Consider the following 14,214-nt stretch of genomic DNA (forward strand, 5'->3'; position numbering starts at 1 on the left):
TATACTGATTTCTGTTGAGAAAAAACACCAAAGGAAGTGCAATATCATGGCAAAACGGCAATTCAAGGCGGAGTCCAAGCGGCTGCTGGACCTGATGGTCAACTCCATCTACACCCACAAGGAGATCTTTCTCCGGGAGATCATCTCCAATGCCAGCGACGCCTGTGACAAGCTGTGCTACCAGGCCCTGACGGATGACGCCGTGGGCATGAGCCGCAAGGACTTCAAGATCGAGATCAAGGTGGACAAGGAACACCGGACTCTGACCGTCTCCGACAACGGCATCGGCATGGACAAGGAGGACCTGGAGAACAACCTGGGCGTCATCGCCTCCTCCGGCTCCTACAAGTTCAAGCAGGAGGTGGGGGACGACGCCAAGGACACCGACGTGATCGGCCAGTTCGGCGTGGGCTTCTACTCCGCCTTTATGGTGGCGGACCACATCACCGTGGTGACGAGGAAGTACGGCGCCGACGCCGCCTGGATGTGGCAGTCCTCCGGCGCCGACGGCTACACCATCACCGAATGCGAGCGGGATGCCGTGGGCACGGACATCATCATGCACATCAAGGCGGACACCGATGATGAGAAGTACAGTGAGTTCCTGGAGTCCTGGCGGCTCCAAGAGCTGGTGCGGAAGTATTCCGACTACATCCGCTTCCCCATCCGAATGGAGGTCTCCAAGACCCGCCGGAAGGAGGGTAGCCCCGACGACAAGCCGGAGTACGAGACGTATCAGGAAGAGGAGACGCTGAACTCCATGGTGCCCATCTGGCAGCGGCGCAAGTCCAGCGTGAAGCCGGAGGAGTACAACAAGTTCTATCGGGACAAGTTCCACGACTACGCCGACCCCCAAAAGGTCATCGCCGTGTCCGCCGAGGGCGCCGTCACCTACAAGGCGCTGCTGTTCATCCCCGGTGCCACGCCCTTCGACTACTACACCAAGGAGTACGAGAAGGGACTGCAGCTGTACTCCAACGGCGTCCTCATCATGGACAAGTGCGCCGACCTGCTGCCGGAGCACTTCCGCTTCGTCCGGGGGGTGGTGGACTCTCCCGACCTGTCCCTGAACATCTCCCGGGAGCTGCTCCAGCACGACCGGCAGCTGAAGGTCATCGCGGCCAACCTGGAGAAGAAGATCAAGAGCGAGCTTGGTAAGCTGCTGAAGGACGACCGGGAGGGCTACGAGAAATTTTGGAAGAACTTTGGCCGGCAGATCAAATACGGCGTCGTCAGCGAATACGGCGCCCACAAGGACCTGCTGCAGGATCTGCTGCTGTTCTACTCCTCCACGGAAAAGAAGCCCGTCACCCTGGCGGAGTATGTCTCCCGGATGAAGGAGGAGCAGAAGTTCATCTACTACGCGGCCGGCGAGAGCTTGGAGAAGATCGACAAACTGCCCCAGACCGAGGGCCTGCGGGAGTCCGGCACGGAGATCCTCTACTTCACGGAGGAGGTGGACGAGTTCTGCGCCCAGATCCTTCACACCTTCCAGGACAAGGAGTTCCGCTCTGTCCTGGACCAGGAGATCGAGGAGGGTGCCGAGAAGAAGGCCGAGGAGGCCGCAGACGCCCACAAGGCCGTGTTCGACTTCGTCAAGGAGACCCTGGGAGATCAGGTGAAGGAGGTCAAGGCCAGCGCCCGGCTGAAGTCCCATCCCGTGTGCCTGACGGCAGGGGAGGGCCTGAGCTTTGAGATGGAGAAGTATTTCCAGGCGGTCCAGCCGGACAGCGCCATCCGCGCCGAGCGGATTCTGGAGCTGAATGTGGAGCACCCAGCTTTCCAGGCCCTGGAGGCCGCCGTGACAGCGGACCCGGAGAAGGCCAAAAAGTACGCCACGCTGCTGTACGACCAGGCTCTGCTGATCGCAGGTCTGCCCCTGGAGGATCCCTCCGGCTACACTGATCTGGTGTGCGAGCTGATGAAATAAAATACCATGCGCAAAAGCGGTCCCGGGTAAAACCCGGGACCGCTTGTTTGATTTGCTTCAGGACGGATCTCTCTGCCATCCCGGCGTTTTTTCCATCGGGTAGGGGCGGCCGCCCTCGGCCACCCGAGAAGACAGCCGCGTGGATCGGTACCGCCCTCACCGCCGCTCCACCAGCCGCTGGTAGTGCTTGTACAGGGCGGAAAACCGGCCCTGATAGCTGTGGTTCCAGGGCTTGCGCTTGCCGCAGAAGTGGAGGATGGCCGTGTGGTCCATCACCCAGTCCATGTCCCGCTCCCCTTGGCTCAGCAGCAGGTAGCGGTCAAACCGCCGGGCGTCGTAGTTCCACAGGCTGTCGTCCACCCCCAGGATCTGTCCGCCGTACAGGCCGTTGAGCACGTCCTGGTCCGGCAGCAGCAGAATGTCGGCGTGCTCCCGGGCATAGTCGAAGATGTCACCCGGCCGGACCTCCCGCCGCATGGCGGACAGATCCATCACTAGTACGCCGGAGTTGTAGTAGGCCTCCGCCTCATAGTTCTCCAGCCGCAGCCGGTTCACCGGGTCTGTGATGCCCGCCAGCAGCCCGGTGTGGGTGGCGGCGGCCATCAGGTCTCCCTCCAGGTCCGTATCATACAGGGCCCGGACGGGATTGATTACCAGAATGTCCGGGTCCAGATACAGCACCCGGTCCAGAGAACGCGGCAGCAGCTCCGCCGCCAGCAGCCGGTAGTACATGGCCCGGGTCCAGTACCGGGCCACCGGCGCGTCGGCGAACAGGTCCGCCGGCACCTCCAACGGGTGGATGCGCCCCCGACCGGCGCAGAGCTCCTCCAGTGCCGCCCAGTCCTCCGGCAGCAGGCCGTCTCCGATGGCGTAAATCTCAAAGGTCTCGCCAGGATCATTCCGCAGCAGAGAGCCCAGCATCACCCGCAGGGGCGGGAGATAGTTGCGGTCCAGTGTCACCAGAATGTTCATGTGGTCAAGCCCTCCGATCCGTTGGTCCGGGCCGTGTCCCGGTAATAGGCCACCAGCAGGTCCACCACCGTCCCGTAGGAGCGGATGCCGTCCTCTTGGCCGTAGCCCTTCAAAATCGTGTCGTACACCTTCTGGCTGGCATCCGCCGCAGCCCCCTCGAAGGATGCCCAGTAGGCGTTATTAGATGCCAGATCCGCCAGCACCGTGTCCGGAAGGCTGTCCCGGATGGCCTGCCAGGCCGCCGGATCCGCCTGGTACAGGGCGTTGCCCAGGTGGATGTACCCCATCAGCCAGCCGGAGTATTCGTACACCGGATCGCCGCTGGTGGTGGAGGCCAGCACCGCCAGGAAGTTGCACTCCTGCTCCGAGGCGATGCCCCGCTGGTGGGACAGCTCGTGGGCGATGGTGGAGGGGATCAGGCAGGCGGGGGCGTCCACGTTGATGTTGGACTCCCCGGTGAAAGCAAAGTAGACGCCGGTGAAGTTCATGGCGCTCATGACCCTGGAGAAGAACATCCGCTTGGGCGCTCGGTCCTCAAATTCCAGGAAGGGGAACAGGTCCTCCGCGCCCTGGTAGATGTCCGTGCTCCCGGCAAAGATCTCGTTCAGAGACGCATTGAACGTCCCCGCCTCATCCCGGGGCACCTGGTCGGCTGTCTGCGCCAGATTTTCCGCGAACCACGCGGTCACCGCCGTCAGATCCGGGAGCGATACCTCCTCCGCCCGGATGCCGGACCGGTCCTGGAAGGTGTCCGTGTAATAGCACACCCCCCACAGCAGGCAGGTAGCGGCGCAGACGCTCAGCCCGGCGCAGACCGCCCCCAGAACCGCGCTGTAAGCCCGGCGCTTCCGCCGCCCTCTGGCCCTGACTACCGCCGTGATGTTCCATACCACATAGGCCAGCGCGAGGACGGCCGCCAGGACATACAGCACCTCCATCACAGAGAAGGAGACCCGATAGCACAGGCTGCCCAGAGATCTCCGGATCGGGGCGGATACAAATCGCTCCAGGGCGTTCATCCAGTCCCGGTGCTCCCGGGCGATCCAGAAGGCCGCCAGCAGGACCAGGTCCGCCAGCAGCCAGATGTGCAGTTTTTGGTGGGACTTGAAAAATGTCATGCTCACTCCGCTGCCGCCAGCAGCTGGCGGGTATAGTCGTCTTTCGGGTGGTCGAAGATGTCATCCACTGTTCCCTGCTCCACGATGCGGCCTTCTTTCATCACCAGCACCCGGTCGCAGAGCTGGTACACCACATTCAGGTCGTGGGAGATAAAGAGATAGCTGAGATCCAGCTCCCGCCGCAGCGTCCGCAGCAGGTCCAGGATCTGGGCCTGGATGGTCACGTCCAGGGCGGACACCGGCTCGTCGGCAATGAGGAACCGGGGCCGCTGGATCAGCGCTGCAGCAATGGACACCCGCTGCCGCTGTCCGCCGGAGAGCTCCGCCGGTTTTGCCGCCAGACACTCCTCCGGCAGACCCACCCGGTCCAGCATCTCCCGCACCCGGCGCTTGCGCTCCGGGGCGTCATACTTGCCGTAGACCCGCAGCGGCTCCTCCAGGGTCCACTCCACCGAATAGGCGGGGTTCAGCGCGCTGTACGGGTCCTGAAAGATCATCTGGGGCCGCTTGGTGTAGTGAATCACCTGCCCCTGGTCGGGCTTCACAATGCCCAGGATGGTCCTGGCCAGGGTGGATTTTCCGGTGCCGGACTCGCCCACCAGACCCAGGATTTCCCCATGGCGCACATCAAAGGTCACGTCGCGGAGGACCTCCTGATAGGGGCCACGGCGGAAGAGCCCGCGGTCCCGGTATCCGCTGGTGACGTGCCGGACGGAGAGCACCAGCTCCTGTTCGCTCATGGCGTCTCCTCCTTCCGGTGCCGGGTGGGAATGGCGGCGATGAGCCGCTGGGTGTATGGGTGCCGGGGATGGCGGAACACCGTCTCGATGTCCCCCTCCTCCACCAGCACGCCCCGCTGCATCACCGCCGTGCGGGTGCAGAGCTTCCGCACCACGTTCAGGTTGTGGGAGATGAACAGCATGGAGATGCCGGACTCCCGGTTCAGCTTTTTCAAAAGCTCCAAAATCTGGGCCTGGATGGTCACGTCCAGGGCGGTGGTGGGCTCATCCAGCAGCAGCAGCTTGGGCCGTGCCACGACGGCCGCGGCGATCATGGCCCGCTGCAGCATCCCGCCGGAGAGCTCGTGGGGATACTTCCGATACACGCCCGCCGGGTCCGGCAGCTCCACTGCTGCCAGGGCCGCCAGGGCCTGGTCCCGCCGCGCCTCCCGGGAGAGGTCTGTGTGGATACGCAGCACCTCCTCCACCTGGGGGCCGATACGCATCAGGGGGTCCATGCAGCTCTGCGGCTCCTGGAACACCACGCCGATCTCCCTCCCCTGGACCTGCCGCAGCAGCGTGCGGTCTGCGTGGAGCAGCTCCGCGCCGTCCAGCAGGATCTCCCCGGAAAAGTCGCACTGCTTTCGGGGCAGCAGTCCCGCCACGCTCATGGCGGTGACAGACTTGCCGGAGCCGGACTCGCCCACCAGCCCCAGGATCTCCCCGTCGTGGATGGTCAGGGACACGCCCGCCACGGCCTCCCGCTGCCGGGTGTGGAATTTCACATGCAGATCTCGGATCTCCAGCATCAGGACACCCCCCCGTTCCGGCGCTGCAGGCCCTCGCCGATGAGACCCACGCCGAAGATCAGCAGCACGATGGCGCCGCCGGAACCCAGGGCATACCAGGGGGCGCTGGTCAGCATCCCCTGCGCCTCCGAGAGCATGTAGCCCAGGGAGGCGTCCGGCGGCGTGACGCCGATGCCCAGATAGCTCATGGAGGCCTCCGCCAGCACCGCGTTGTTGAAGCCGATGGTGATGGCCGGCAGCAGCACCTGCGTGGTGTTGGGCAGGATCTGCCGCACCAGGATGCGGCCGCTGGAGGCCCCCATCAGCCGGGCGCTCTTCACATAATTCACGTCCCGCAGCGCCGCGAAGGCGGTGCGGGTCACCCGGGCAAAGCTGGGGATGAACACGATCCCCAGGGCGATCACCACGTTGTATTTATTCCCCGGCCCCAGGATGCTGATGAGAACCAGGGCCAGCAGGATGCTGGGAAAGGCGGTCAGCGCGTCATTCAGGCGCATCAGGACCTCGTCCACCACGCCGCCGAAATAGCCCGTGAGGGCGCCCGCTGCCGTGCCGCACACCGCGCCGATGGCCACGGTGCTCAGGGCGATCAGGAAGGTGGTGCCCGCCCCCTGCAGCACCCGGCTGAAGATGTCCCGGCCGAAGCTGTCGGTCCCCAGCCAGTGGGCCAGGGAGGGGCCCTCCAGCTTGGGCCCTGCCAGCAGGGCGTCCGGGTCGTAGGGCGTCCACACCAGGCCGACCAGGATCAGCGCCGCCATGAGGCCGGTGACAATCAGCCCGGCCAGCAGGTATCCGTTCATCCGCCGCTTCATGACGCACCTCCCAGCCGCAGGCGGGGGTCGATCCGCTGGTTGACAATGTCTGCCACGGTGCCTGCCAGCACCACCCAGAAGGCCAGGATCACCACGATGGCCTGCACCACGGGGTAGTCCCGGTTGGAGATGGAGGCCACCAGCAGCCGTCCCAGCCCCGGGATGGCAAACACCTGCTCCACCACGATGCCAGCCGCCACGATCTCCGCCATGGTCTGGGCCAGGAAGGTCACCACCGGCACCAGGGCGTTGCGCAGCACATGGCGCCGCAGGACCGCCCCCCGGTCATTGCCCCGGGAGATGGCGGTGCGGACATAGTCCCGCCGCATCTCCCCCTGAATGGTGCTGCGGAGCATCCGCACGGTCATGGCGATCCGGGGGATGGCGATGGCCGCAGCCGCGAAAAACAGATACCGGAACGCCCCGGTCGGGTCCGCACCCAGATCCGGGAATTGGCCGTGGACAAACCAGCGGAGGGTGATGCTGAACAGCCAGGAAATCAGGATGCCGGTGAAAAACGGCGGCACCGCCATGCACAGCTGGTCCAACACCGTCCCCACGGCGTCTCCCACCCTGCTGTGCCCGCGGGAGGCCCACAGCCCCAGGGGAATGGACACCACGGCAATCAGCGCGAAGCTGAGAAGGCTCAGGCACAGGGTAATCCCCACCTTGGGGGCAATCAGCTCCCACACCGGCTGGCTATAACTGTAAGAAATCCCCAGGTCCCCGGTGAAAAAGCCCGCCAGCCACTCCAGATACCGCACCGCGAAGGGGCGGTCCAGCCCCAGCTCCGCCTCCAGCTCCGCCACGCGCTCCGGCGTGGCCTGGGTGCCCAGCATGATCTCCGCCGCACTGCCGTGGATCAATTCAAAGGCCGCAAACGCCAGAAGGGAGACGATGACCATGGTGACCAGCAGCATCAAAATCCGCTTGCATACGTACTTCATGGCATCATCTCCCTTCCGGGGCAGCGGCAGCATACCTGCCGCGCATTGGATTTACTGGGCGTAATGGACCGTGGACAGGTCCATCACATAGATGGGATAGAACTGGTATCCCTCCAGCCCGTTCCGCAGAACCACCAGGTCCGCCAGGTCCTGGATGTAGACATTGGCGGCGTGTTCCGTCAGGTTCCGCTCCATCTGTTTGTAGAGCTCTGTCTGCTCTGCGTCGTCGGCCGTGGCCTGGGCCTGCTGGAACAGGGCGTCATAGTCCGTGTTCTGATAGTTGATAAAGTTGTCGTCCGCCGCAGAGGTGAACCGCTCCAGCAGCGCCCGGGCAGTCATGTTGGAGGCGTCTACGCCTACCACGGTGGACTGGAACTGCCGGTTTCCGTACACCTCGCTGAGCCAGGCACCCCACTCCACAGGCTGAATCTCCGCGGTGATGCCCACGGCCTTCAGCTGCTCCACCAGCACAGTGGCCGTGTCGATGTGGGGCTGATAGTTGGAGGGGACGGTGATGGTCATGGAGAACCCGTCGGGATACCCGGCCTCCGCCAGCAGCTCCCTGGCCCGCTCCGGGTCATAGGGATAATAGTCTGTCAGGTCCTCCACAAAATATTTCTGAAACGCCGGGTACATACTGGAGCCGATGGGGCTGCCGTACCCGTCGAAGGCCACATCGATGATCTGCTGTTTGTCCACGGCGTAGCACAGGGCCTGCCGGACCTTTTCATTGTTGAAAGGCTCCGCGGCGTTGTTCAGATACAGCGCCTGCACCAGATTCATCGTGCCTTCCAGCACCTGGAAGTCATCCCCCAGCTGGGCGGCCTGGGTGCTGGTCAGGTGGGCGAACATGTCGATGGCTCCGCTCTGCAGGCTCATTACCAGGCTGTCCGCGTTCTCAATGATCCGGAAGGTCACCTTGTCCAGCTGGGCCGGGGTGCCCCAGTAGCCGTCAAACCGCTCCAGAACGATGGAGTCCTGGGCTGTCCGGGAGACGAATTTGAAAGGCCCCGTGCCCACCGGGGCGGTGGCCTGGTCCGTATAGTCCTCCGGCAGGATGGCCAGAGTCAGATAGGATAAAAACTCGCTGTCCGGCTGATCCAGGGTAATGGTCAGCGTGGTGTCATCAGCCTGGATGCTGGAAATAGCAGAAAGCGCCGGGATCAGAGGCGTTCCCTCCGAATCGTCGGCGCAGCGTTCGATGGAATATGTGACATCCCGCATCTCTACCGGGTCCCCGTTGTGGAACTGCACACCCTCCCGCAGGGTAAAGGTGTATGTGGTCTGATCCTCAGAGATCTCGTAATGGTCAGCGACCGCGGGCACCAGGTCTCCGTCAGGCGTGGGCTTCACCAAGCCCTCAAATACGTTGAACATGACTTCCTTGGTTCCTGCCGCCACCGCCAGGTGAGGGTCAAGACTCTCGTCCAGGTCCTGCGCGATGCCCACCACGATCTCGTTCGCCTGGGCCCGCGCCTCGGTAGAGCCGTCCGCTGTCTGTCCATCCTCTGACGCCTGCTCTGTGCTGCCGCCTCCGCAACCGGTGAGTGCGGCGCTCAGGAGGCCCGTCAGAAGAAGGAGCGCCATAAGCCTCTTCTTCATGGTTCTCTCCTTTGCATCACTGCTCATTTCGAGTCAGTGTTGGGCGGAAACTGTCCGCCCTGACAGAAATGTTCGGCTCTATTCAATTTTAAAAGGAGCCTCACAGGGCATGTTATTTTTATAACGCTTGCCCTGCAAGGGTGTATTGTACACGAACGCCCCGGGGATTGCAAGGGCTTTCGCAAAAAAACAGCCTGTTCGGGGGAGAAACATTCACAAATCCGTCACACCTGCGGAATTGAATTTCCGGGGGCGGCGTGCTATACTAATTTACATCGCTTTGGATGGGGCCGCCCATCCCAGTCAGGAGGTGTCACTCTTGAAAACGAAGAAACTGCTGTTCATTCTCAATCCCCGGGCCGGGCGGAACAAGCCCCACGGTCCGCTGTTTGACGCGCTGGCCATCCTCTCCGGCGCGGGTTACCTCATCCGGATCCACGAGACCTCCGCCCCAGGAGACGCGGCCGATACCGCCGCCCGGGAGGGCGCCGGATACGATCTGGTGGTGGCAGCCGGAGGAGACGGCACCCTCAACGAGGTGATCTCCGGCCTGATGCGGCTGGATGCCCCGCCGCCCCTGGGCTATCTCCCCCAGGGAACCACCAACGACTTCGCCTCCAGCCTCCAGATTCCACGGACCCCGGCGTCCGCCGCGAAAAACATTGTACAGAACCGCATGCGGGAACTGGACATCGGCCGGTGGAATGAGCGGAGCTTCATCTATGTGGCCTCCTTCGGCGCCTTCACCCGCAGTTCCTATGCCGCCTCTCAGGCGGCCAAGAACGCCCTGGGCCACTTTGCCTATATTCTGGAGGGGATGAAGGACCTGAACACCCTCCGCCCCTATCACATCCGCCTCACCGCTGACGGAGAGGTGCTGGACGGGGACTACCTGTTCGGCGCCGTGTGCAACTCCACCTCCATCGGCGGGCTGATGAAGCTGGACCCGGAGCGGGTGGTGCTGGATGACGGGAAATTCGAGATGCTGCTGGTCCCCAGCCCCAAGACAGCCGCGGATCTGCAGAATCTGGTGCTGGCGCTGCTGAACCAGCAGTATGACAGCCAGGGCCTGGTGTTCCGCCACGTCTCCTCCCTCCGGCTGGAGACAGAGGAGGAGCTGCCCTGGTCCCTGGACGGAGAGTATGCCCCCAGCGTGCCGGTGGTGGACATTGTCAATCGACAGCGGGCGCTGAGGATGCTGTTATGAGAGACTTGGAACATCTGCGTCGCCGGTACGCAGACCATGTGCCGGGGCTTCTGGGCGCCCGGCACAGCTATGCCGTCCTCTGTCCCCTGGTGGAGCGGCCGGACGGCCTGCACCTGCTCTTCGAGGTCCGCTCCGCCGCCCTGCACCGCCAGCCCGGGGAGGTGTGTTTCCCCGGGGGCCGGATGGAGGCGGGGGAGACGCCGGAGCAGTGCGCCCTCCGGGAGACGGAGGAGGAACTGGCCATCCCCCGTCAGGAGGTGGAGGTCCTGGGCAGGCCGGACTTCATCTGCAATCAGGCGGGCTTTCTGATGCAGCCGGTGCTGGGACTGGTCTCGGCCGCCGGTTTTGCGGCGGTGGCGCCCTCCCCTGCGGAGGTGGGAGAGGCATTCACCGTCCCCCTGGCTTTTTTTCGGGAGACCGCTCCGGAGCAGTATGTCTATGCCCTGCAGCCGGACGTGCCGGGGGACTTTCCCTATGAGACCGTGGGGATTCCTGCGGACTACCGCTGGGCCCGGGGCCGGGTGGAGGTCCCCATCTGGTATTGGCAGGGCCACGCCGTCTGGGGTATGACCGCCCGCCTGACCCAGGACATCGTCCGCCACCTGGAATAAAGAGCACAGGCAGGGCCGGAGCATTCGCTCCGGCCCTGCCTGTTTAGAATGGAGGATTTATGTGCCCAGAAACTCCGGGTCATATCCGATGAACTTTTCCCACGCCGGCCCGTCCGCCGCCGGAGAAAAGCCGAACTCCCGGTAAAAGCCCGCCGCAGCCTCCGTCTCCGGCGTGGGCAGCCGCAGGCGGTCCCGGCCCATGGGGCGATAGTGCATCACTGCCTGGCCGATCAGCTGCACGCCGTAACCCCGGCGCCGCCAGGGCTCTGCCACTGCCAGCAGGGGGATCCAGCCGCAGCCCCGCTCCGATTCCCGGCCGTCGTCAAAGGCCACCGCGCCCACAGGCGTTCCATCCAGATACCCCGCCAGTACAGGCGCCCCGGCGGACAGTGCCCCGGAGGTCCCCGCCCACGCCGCCGGAAACTCCGCCTGCTCCCGCGCCAGGGGGCGGAAATAGAGGCCGGGCTCCAGTCCGTTGGCCCGCTGCTTCACGGTGCATCCTTGGGTGAAGGCCGGGTCTGTCAGATGGCTCGCATCGTCCCGCCAGACCACCTGGATCCGCGCCCCCTCCGCCCGCAGCAGAGAGACAGCGGTGTTGCTGCCGGTGGGCGTCTTCCCCAGCTCCTCCAGCGGGATGCCCTGCAGGGCCGCCAGCAGCAGGCGGATGGCGCAGCCATGAGAGAACACCGCCGCCGTTTTTCCGTCATTGGCCGCCGCAATGTCCCGCACGGCCGCCAGCAGCCGGGTCTGGACTGCCTGGGGCGTCTCCGCGCCCTCTACGTGCCACAGGTGGAGCCGGTGGTTGAAGTTTTCCAGCTGCGCCGGGTCCTGCCGGGCGATCTCTCCCCAGGTCTTCTCCTCCCACACGCCCACGCAGATCTCCCGCAGGTCCCGCCGCCGGTGCAGGGGCAGGCCCTTGGGCTTGTATATGGCGCTGGCGGTGGCGCAGGTGCGGTAGAGGTCGCTGGCGTAGACCGCGTCGATGGGAATATCCGCGAATCGGCGCGCCAGCGCCTGGATCTGCCGCTCGCCCCGGTCTGTGATGCTGCTGTTGGCCTGTCCCTGGGCGATGCGGTACAGGTTGCCCTCCGCCTCTGCGTGGCGAATCAGATAGATGGTGGTCATGGTTTCCTCCGTCCGGGCCTGGGCCCGCCGTTTTGAGATTTGGATGTCGTTATCATCATTATAACGGATCTGCCGGTTTCTGGCAAATCGCTCTAACGCGTTTTTTTTCCGGGAAAGCGGCTATACTACGCTCAGGCCGCAAAGGAGTGACTGAAGATGAGAATGTGTACCGGATTTTGGGTCGGTATCGGCGCCGGACTGATGGCCGGCGCGGCAGTGGGAATGATGATGCCCTACGGCAGGGATCCCATGAAAACGCAGGTGGGAAAGAGTATCCACAAGCTGGGTGTCGCCGTGGACCATGCCGTGGACAGCATCGTTTCCGAAATGCGCTGACGCGCAGGGCGGGGAGCCTCGGCTCTCCGCCTTTTTTGATAAAATCGTTTTTGGGGCTTGACTTTGGGAAAAGCTCTGGTATAATAATAACGCTGTCGCATTTGGCGACGCCTCGTATACAGAAATTAGAACCAGAACAGCTATGGAGAAGTCGCCTAGTTGGTCGAGGGCGCATGATTGGAAATCATGTAGGCCCCTAAAGGGTCTCGAGGGTTCGAATCCCTCCTTCTCCGCCACAGAAAGCCTTGGAACCGTCAGGTTTCAAGGCTTTCCTTTTTTGCGTCCTGCAAGCGTTTTCGCCGCAGGAAAACCCCTTGGCGGAACGAAAGAGAGACATCTGCTTTTAGCAGATGTCTCTCTTTCATGGCAAGGGGTAACAATCCAAATCCTCTCAGGTCGGTCGAACTCTCTTGCATTCAAATTTGCAATTTTTCTTGAGAAGCATCTAACCGGCCTTCTGGCCGGCAGCGCCTTTGCGCCGTACAAGCGTTTTACCACAGGCAAAACCTTGGCGCAGGGCGAATTCACTTCGCCCGAGCATTTCAATCACTGAAGGGTGGAGCGACCAACGGGAGCGAAACCCAAAAGAAAATGCGACTTGTCGAAACAAGTCGCATTTTCTTTTGGAGCGGCTGATGGGAGTCGAACCCACCTATGCAGCTTGGGAAGCTGCCGTTCTACCGATGAACTACAGCCGCATCTGAGTTGTTATTATACCAGACCGCTTCATATTTTGCAACCCCCAAATCTTCTCCGGCATGAACGCCTTTTCGCGGACATAGATTCTACCATCGAAGCAAAGGGGGATCACCATGAAAAAACTCGTCGTGCTGCTGTGCGCCCTGCTGGCGCTGGGGAGCAGTGCCCAGGCGCTGGAAGTATCCGCGCCCTCGGCTCTGCTGATGGAAAAGGAGACGGGCACCGTCCTCTTCGCCAAGGACGAACATGCCAAGCTGGAGCCCGCCAGCGTCACCAAGGTCATGACGCTGCTGCTGACCATGGAGGCCATCGACGCCGGACAGCTCCACTATGACGACGTGGTCACCGCGTCGGCCCACGCCTGCTCCATGGGCGGCAGCCAGATCTGGCTGAAGGAGAATGAGCAGATGACGGTCAGCGATATGCTGAAGGCGGTGTGCGTTGTCTCTGCCAACGACTGCGCCGTGGCGCTGGCGGAGACGGTGGCCGGCAGCGAGGAGGCCTTTGTGGAGCGAATGAACCAGCGGGCCGCGGAGTTGGGCATGGCCGATACCCACTTCTGTAATGCCACCGGCCTGCCGGCGGAGGGGCATGTCACCTCCGCATACGACATCGCCCTTATGAGCCGGGAACTGATCCGAAACCACCCGGACATCCGCCAGTACACCACCATCTGGATGGATTCCCTGCGGGACGGGGCCTCCTCCCTGGTGAACACCAACCGCCTGATCCGCTTCTACCAGGGAGCCACCGGCCTGAAGACCGGCTCAACAGACAGTGCGCTGTACTGCCTCTCTGGTACGGCCGAGCGGGACGGCATGGAGCTGATCGCCGTCATCATGAAGGCACCAACCTCCACCCAGCGGTTTGAGGATGCCACCAATCTGCTGAACTATGGCTTTTCCACCTACACGCTGGAGAATGTGGTGCCGGAGTCCGCCCTGCCGCCGGTGCCCGTGTCCCTGGGGACCCAGGCCACAGTGCAGCCAGTGCTGGGGGAGAACACGCACCTCCTACTGGAAAAGACCAAGGCGGGCAGCCTGCAGCAGCTGGTCACCCTGGCGGACTCTGTGGAGGCGCCGGTGGCGGCGGGCAGTCAACTGGGGACCCTCACCATCACCTCCGGGGAAGAGGTCGTGGCGGAGCTGCCCATCCTGGCAGGAGAGGAGATCCCACGGGTCACCTTCAGCCAGATGCTGGTCCAGATGCTGCGGACGGCCTTCCTCTGCGGCTGACGGCGGTGGGGGGCGCTGCGCCCCCTGAAATCCCGGCGGATTGCGACCGCTTTCCCTTGTGTCCCGTTTCGGAGCATGGTATAATAAAGCAA

13 protein-coding genes and 2 tRNA genes are annotated in these 14,214 nt (G+C 63.3%); 6 read left to right on the plus strand and 9 right to left on the minus strand.

The genetic code is table 11. From position 1 onward, the window contains the following. Positions 1-46 precede the first annotated feature (46 nt). On the plus strand, positions 47-1,930 hold the full coding sequence (gene htpG, locus DN611_RS00595) for a molecular chaperone HtpG (RefSeq protein ID WP_119310411.1): 1,884 nt from the start codon (positions 47-49) through the stop codon (positions 1,928-1,930). Between the two features lie 156 nt (positions 1,931-2,086). On the opposite strand, the gene DN611_RS00600 is transcribed toward htpG, so the two are convergent. The 7 genes from DN611_RS00600 to DN611_RS00630 are packed head-to-tail and all read right to left on the minus strand — an operon-like array spanning position 2,087 to position 8,909. Then, the gene (locus DN611_RS00600) at positions 2,087-2,902 is read right to left on the minus strand and encodes a glycosyltransferase family 8 protein (protein WP_021748022.1); all 816 of its coding nucleotides are present in this window, start codon (positions 2,900-2,902) and stop codon (positions 2,087-2,089) included. Further along, positions 2,899-4,020 carry a DUF3810 domain-containing protein gene (locus tag DN611_RS00605; RefSeq protein WP_119310412.1) on the minus strand — a complete coding sequence of 374 codons (1,122 nt, stop codon included), beginning with the start codon at positions 4,018-4,020 and terminating at the stop codon, positions 2,899-2,901. The genes DN611_RS00600 and DN611_RS00605 overlap by 4 nt, the downstream gene beginning before the upstream one ends. A 2-nt stretch (positions 4,021-4,022) precedes the next feature. After that, positions 4,023-4,760, minus strand: coding sequence for an ABC transporter ATP-binding protein (locus DN611_RS00610; RefSeq protein ID WP_021748024.1), 738 nt, complete (start codon positions 4,758-4,760; stop codon positions 4,023-4,025). Continuing rightward, on the minus strand, positions 4,757-5,548 hold the full coding sequence (locus DN611_RS00615) for an ABC transporter ATP-binding protein (RefSeq protein WP_021748025.1): 792 nt from the start codon (positions 5,546-5,548) through the stop codon (positions 4,757-4,759). The genes DN611_RS00610 and DN611_RS00615 overlap by 4 nt, the downstream gene beginning before the upstream one ends. Next, on the minus strand, positions 5,548-6,360 hold the full coding sequence (locus DN611_RS00620; protein ID WP_021748026.1) for an ABC transporter permease: 813 nt from the start codon (positions 6,358-6,360) through the stop codon (positions 5,548-5,550). Before DN611_RS00620 ends, DN611_RS00615 begins: the two co-directional genes overlap by 1 nt. Next, on the minus strand, positions 6,357-7,307 hold the full coding sequence (locus tag DN611_RS00625; protein ID WP_025545294.1) for an ABC transporter permease: 951 nt from the start codon (positions 7,305-7,307) through the stop codon (positions 6,357-6,359). Before DN611_RS00625 ends, DN611_RS00620 begins: the two co-directional genes overlap by 4 nt. 51 nt (positions 7,308-7,358) lie before the next feature. Continuing rightward, positions 7,359-8,909 carry an ABC transporter substrate-binding protein gene (locus DN611_RS00630; RefSeq protein WP_119310413.1) on the minus strand — a complete coding sequence of 517 codons (1,551 nt, stop codon included), beginning with the start codon at positions 8,907-8,909 and terminating at the stop codon, positions 7,359-7,361. A 310-nt stretch (positions 8,910-9,219) separates the two neighbouring features. Here DN611_RS00630 and DN611_RS00635 point away from each other — a divergent pair, with 310 nt between their 5' ends. Further along, positions 9,220-10,116, plus strand: coding sequence for a diacylglycerol/lipid kinase family protein (locus DN611_RS00635; protein WP_249390654.1), 897 nt, complete (start codon positions 9,220-9,222; stop codon positions 10,114-10,116). Then, positions 10,113-10,727 (plus strand): NUDIX hydrolase, encoded by a 615-nt coding sequence (locus DN611_RS00640; RefSeq protein ID WP_025545295.1) that lies wholly within the window; start codon positions 10,113-10,115, stop codon positions 10,725-10,727. The genes DN611_RS00635 and DN611_RS00640 overlap by 4 nt, the downstream gene beginning before the upstream one ends. A 57-nt stretch (positions 10,728-10,784) precedes the next feature. On the opposite strand, the gene DN611_RS00645 is transcribed toward DN611_RS00640, so the two are convergent. Then, the gene (locus tag DN611_RS00645; RefSeq protein ID WP_119310414.1) at positions 10,785-11,852 is read right to left on the minus strand and encodes a bifunctional histidine phosphatase family protein/GNAT family N-acetyltransferase; all 1,068 of its coding nucleotides are present in this window, start codon (positions 11,850-11,852) and stop codon (positions 10,785-10,787) included. Between the two features lie 156 nt (positions 11,853-12,008). Here DN611_RS00645 and DN611_RS00650 point away from each other — a divergent pair, with 156 nt between their 5' ends. Together DN611_RS00650 and DN611_RS00655 are read left to right on the plus strand one after the other, a co-directional pair. Next, positions 12,009-12,188 (plus strand): hypothetical protein, encoded by a 180-nt coding sequence (locus DN611_RS00650; protein ID WP_021751346.1) that lies wholly within the window; start codon positions 12,009-12,011, stop codon positions 12,186-12,188. A 144-nt stretch (positions 12,189-12,332) separates the two neighbouring features. After that, positions 12,333-12,424, plus strand: a tRNA-Ser gene (locus DN611_RS00655). Positions 12,425-12,812: 388 nt separating this feature from the next. Here the strand turns inward: DN611_RS00655 and DN611_RS00660 are convergent. Then, positions 12,813-12,886 (minus strand) — tRNA-Gly (locus DN611_RS00660). 114 nt (positions 12,887-13,000) lie between these two features. Between DN611_RS00660 and DN611_RS00665 the strand changes: the two genes are divergently transcribed. After that, positions 13,001-14,122 carry a D-alanyl-D-alanine carboxypeptidase family protein gene (locus tag DN611_RS00665; RefSeq protein ID WP_021751348.1) on the plus strand — a complete coding sequence of 374 codons (1,122 nt, stop codon included), beginning with the start codon at positions 13,001-13,003 and terminating at the stop codon, positions 14,120-14,122. Positions 14,123-14,214: the final 92 nt, after the last annotated feature.

Source organism: Oscillibacter sp. PEA192, from assembly GCF_003574015.1.
Taxonomy (GTDB): Bacteria; Bacillota; Clostridia; order Oscillospirales; family Oscillospiraceae; genus Oscillibacter; species Oscillibacter welbionis.

Excerpts from the sequence above, each read along its gene's own strand:
- htpG (WP_119310411.1), top strand. The coding sequence starts at position 47 with ATGGCAAAACGGCAATTCAAGGCGGAGTCCAAGCGGCTGCTGGACCTG.
- DN611_RS00600 (WP_021748022.1), bottom strand. The coding sequence starts at position 2,902 with ATGAACATTCTGGTGACACTGGACCGCAACTATCTCCCGCCCCTGCGG.
- DN611_RS00605 (WP_119310412.1), bottom strand. The coding sequence starts at position 4,020 with ATGACATTTTTCAAGTCCCACCAAAAACTGCACATCTGGCTGCTGGCG.
- DN611_RS00610 (WP_021748024.1), bottom strand. The coding sequence starts at position 4,760 with ATGAGCGAACAGGAGCTGGTGCTCTCCGTCCGGCACGTCACCAGCGGA.
- DN611_RS00615 (WP_021748025.1), bottom strand. The coding sequence starts at position 5,548 with ATGCTGGAGATCCGAGATCTGCATGTGAAATTCCACACCCGGCAGCGG.
- DN611_RS00620 (WP_021748026.1), bottom strand. The coding sequence starts at position 6,360 with ATGAAGCGGCGGATGAACGGATACCTGCTGGCCGGGCTGATTGTCACC.
- DN611_RS00625 (WP_025545294.1), bottom strand. The coding sequence starts at position 7,307 with ATGAAGTACGTATGCAAGCGGATTTTGATGCTGCTGGTCACCATGGTC.
- DN611_RS00630 (WP_119310413.1), bottom strand. The coding sequence starts at position 8,909 with ATGAAGAAGAGGCTTATGGCGCTCCTTCTTCTGACGGGCCTCCTGAGC.
- DN611_RS00640 (WP_025545295.1), top strand. The coding sequence starts at position 10,113 with ATGAGAGACTTGGAACATCTGCGTCGCCGGTACGCAGACCATGTGCCG.
- DN611_RS00645 (WP_119310414.1), bottom strand. The coding sequence starts at position 11,852 with ATGACCACCATCTATCTGATTCGCCACGCAGAGGCGGAGGGCAACCTG.
- DN611_RS00650 (WP_021751346.1), top strand. The coding sequence starts at position 12,009 with ATGAGAATGTGTACCGGATTTTGGGTCGGTATCGGCGCCGGACTGATG.
- DN611_RS00665 (WP_021751348.1), top strand. The coding sequence starts at position 13,001 with ATGAAAAAACTCGTCGTGCTGCTGTGCGCCCTGCTGGCGCTGGGGAGC.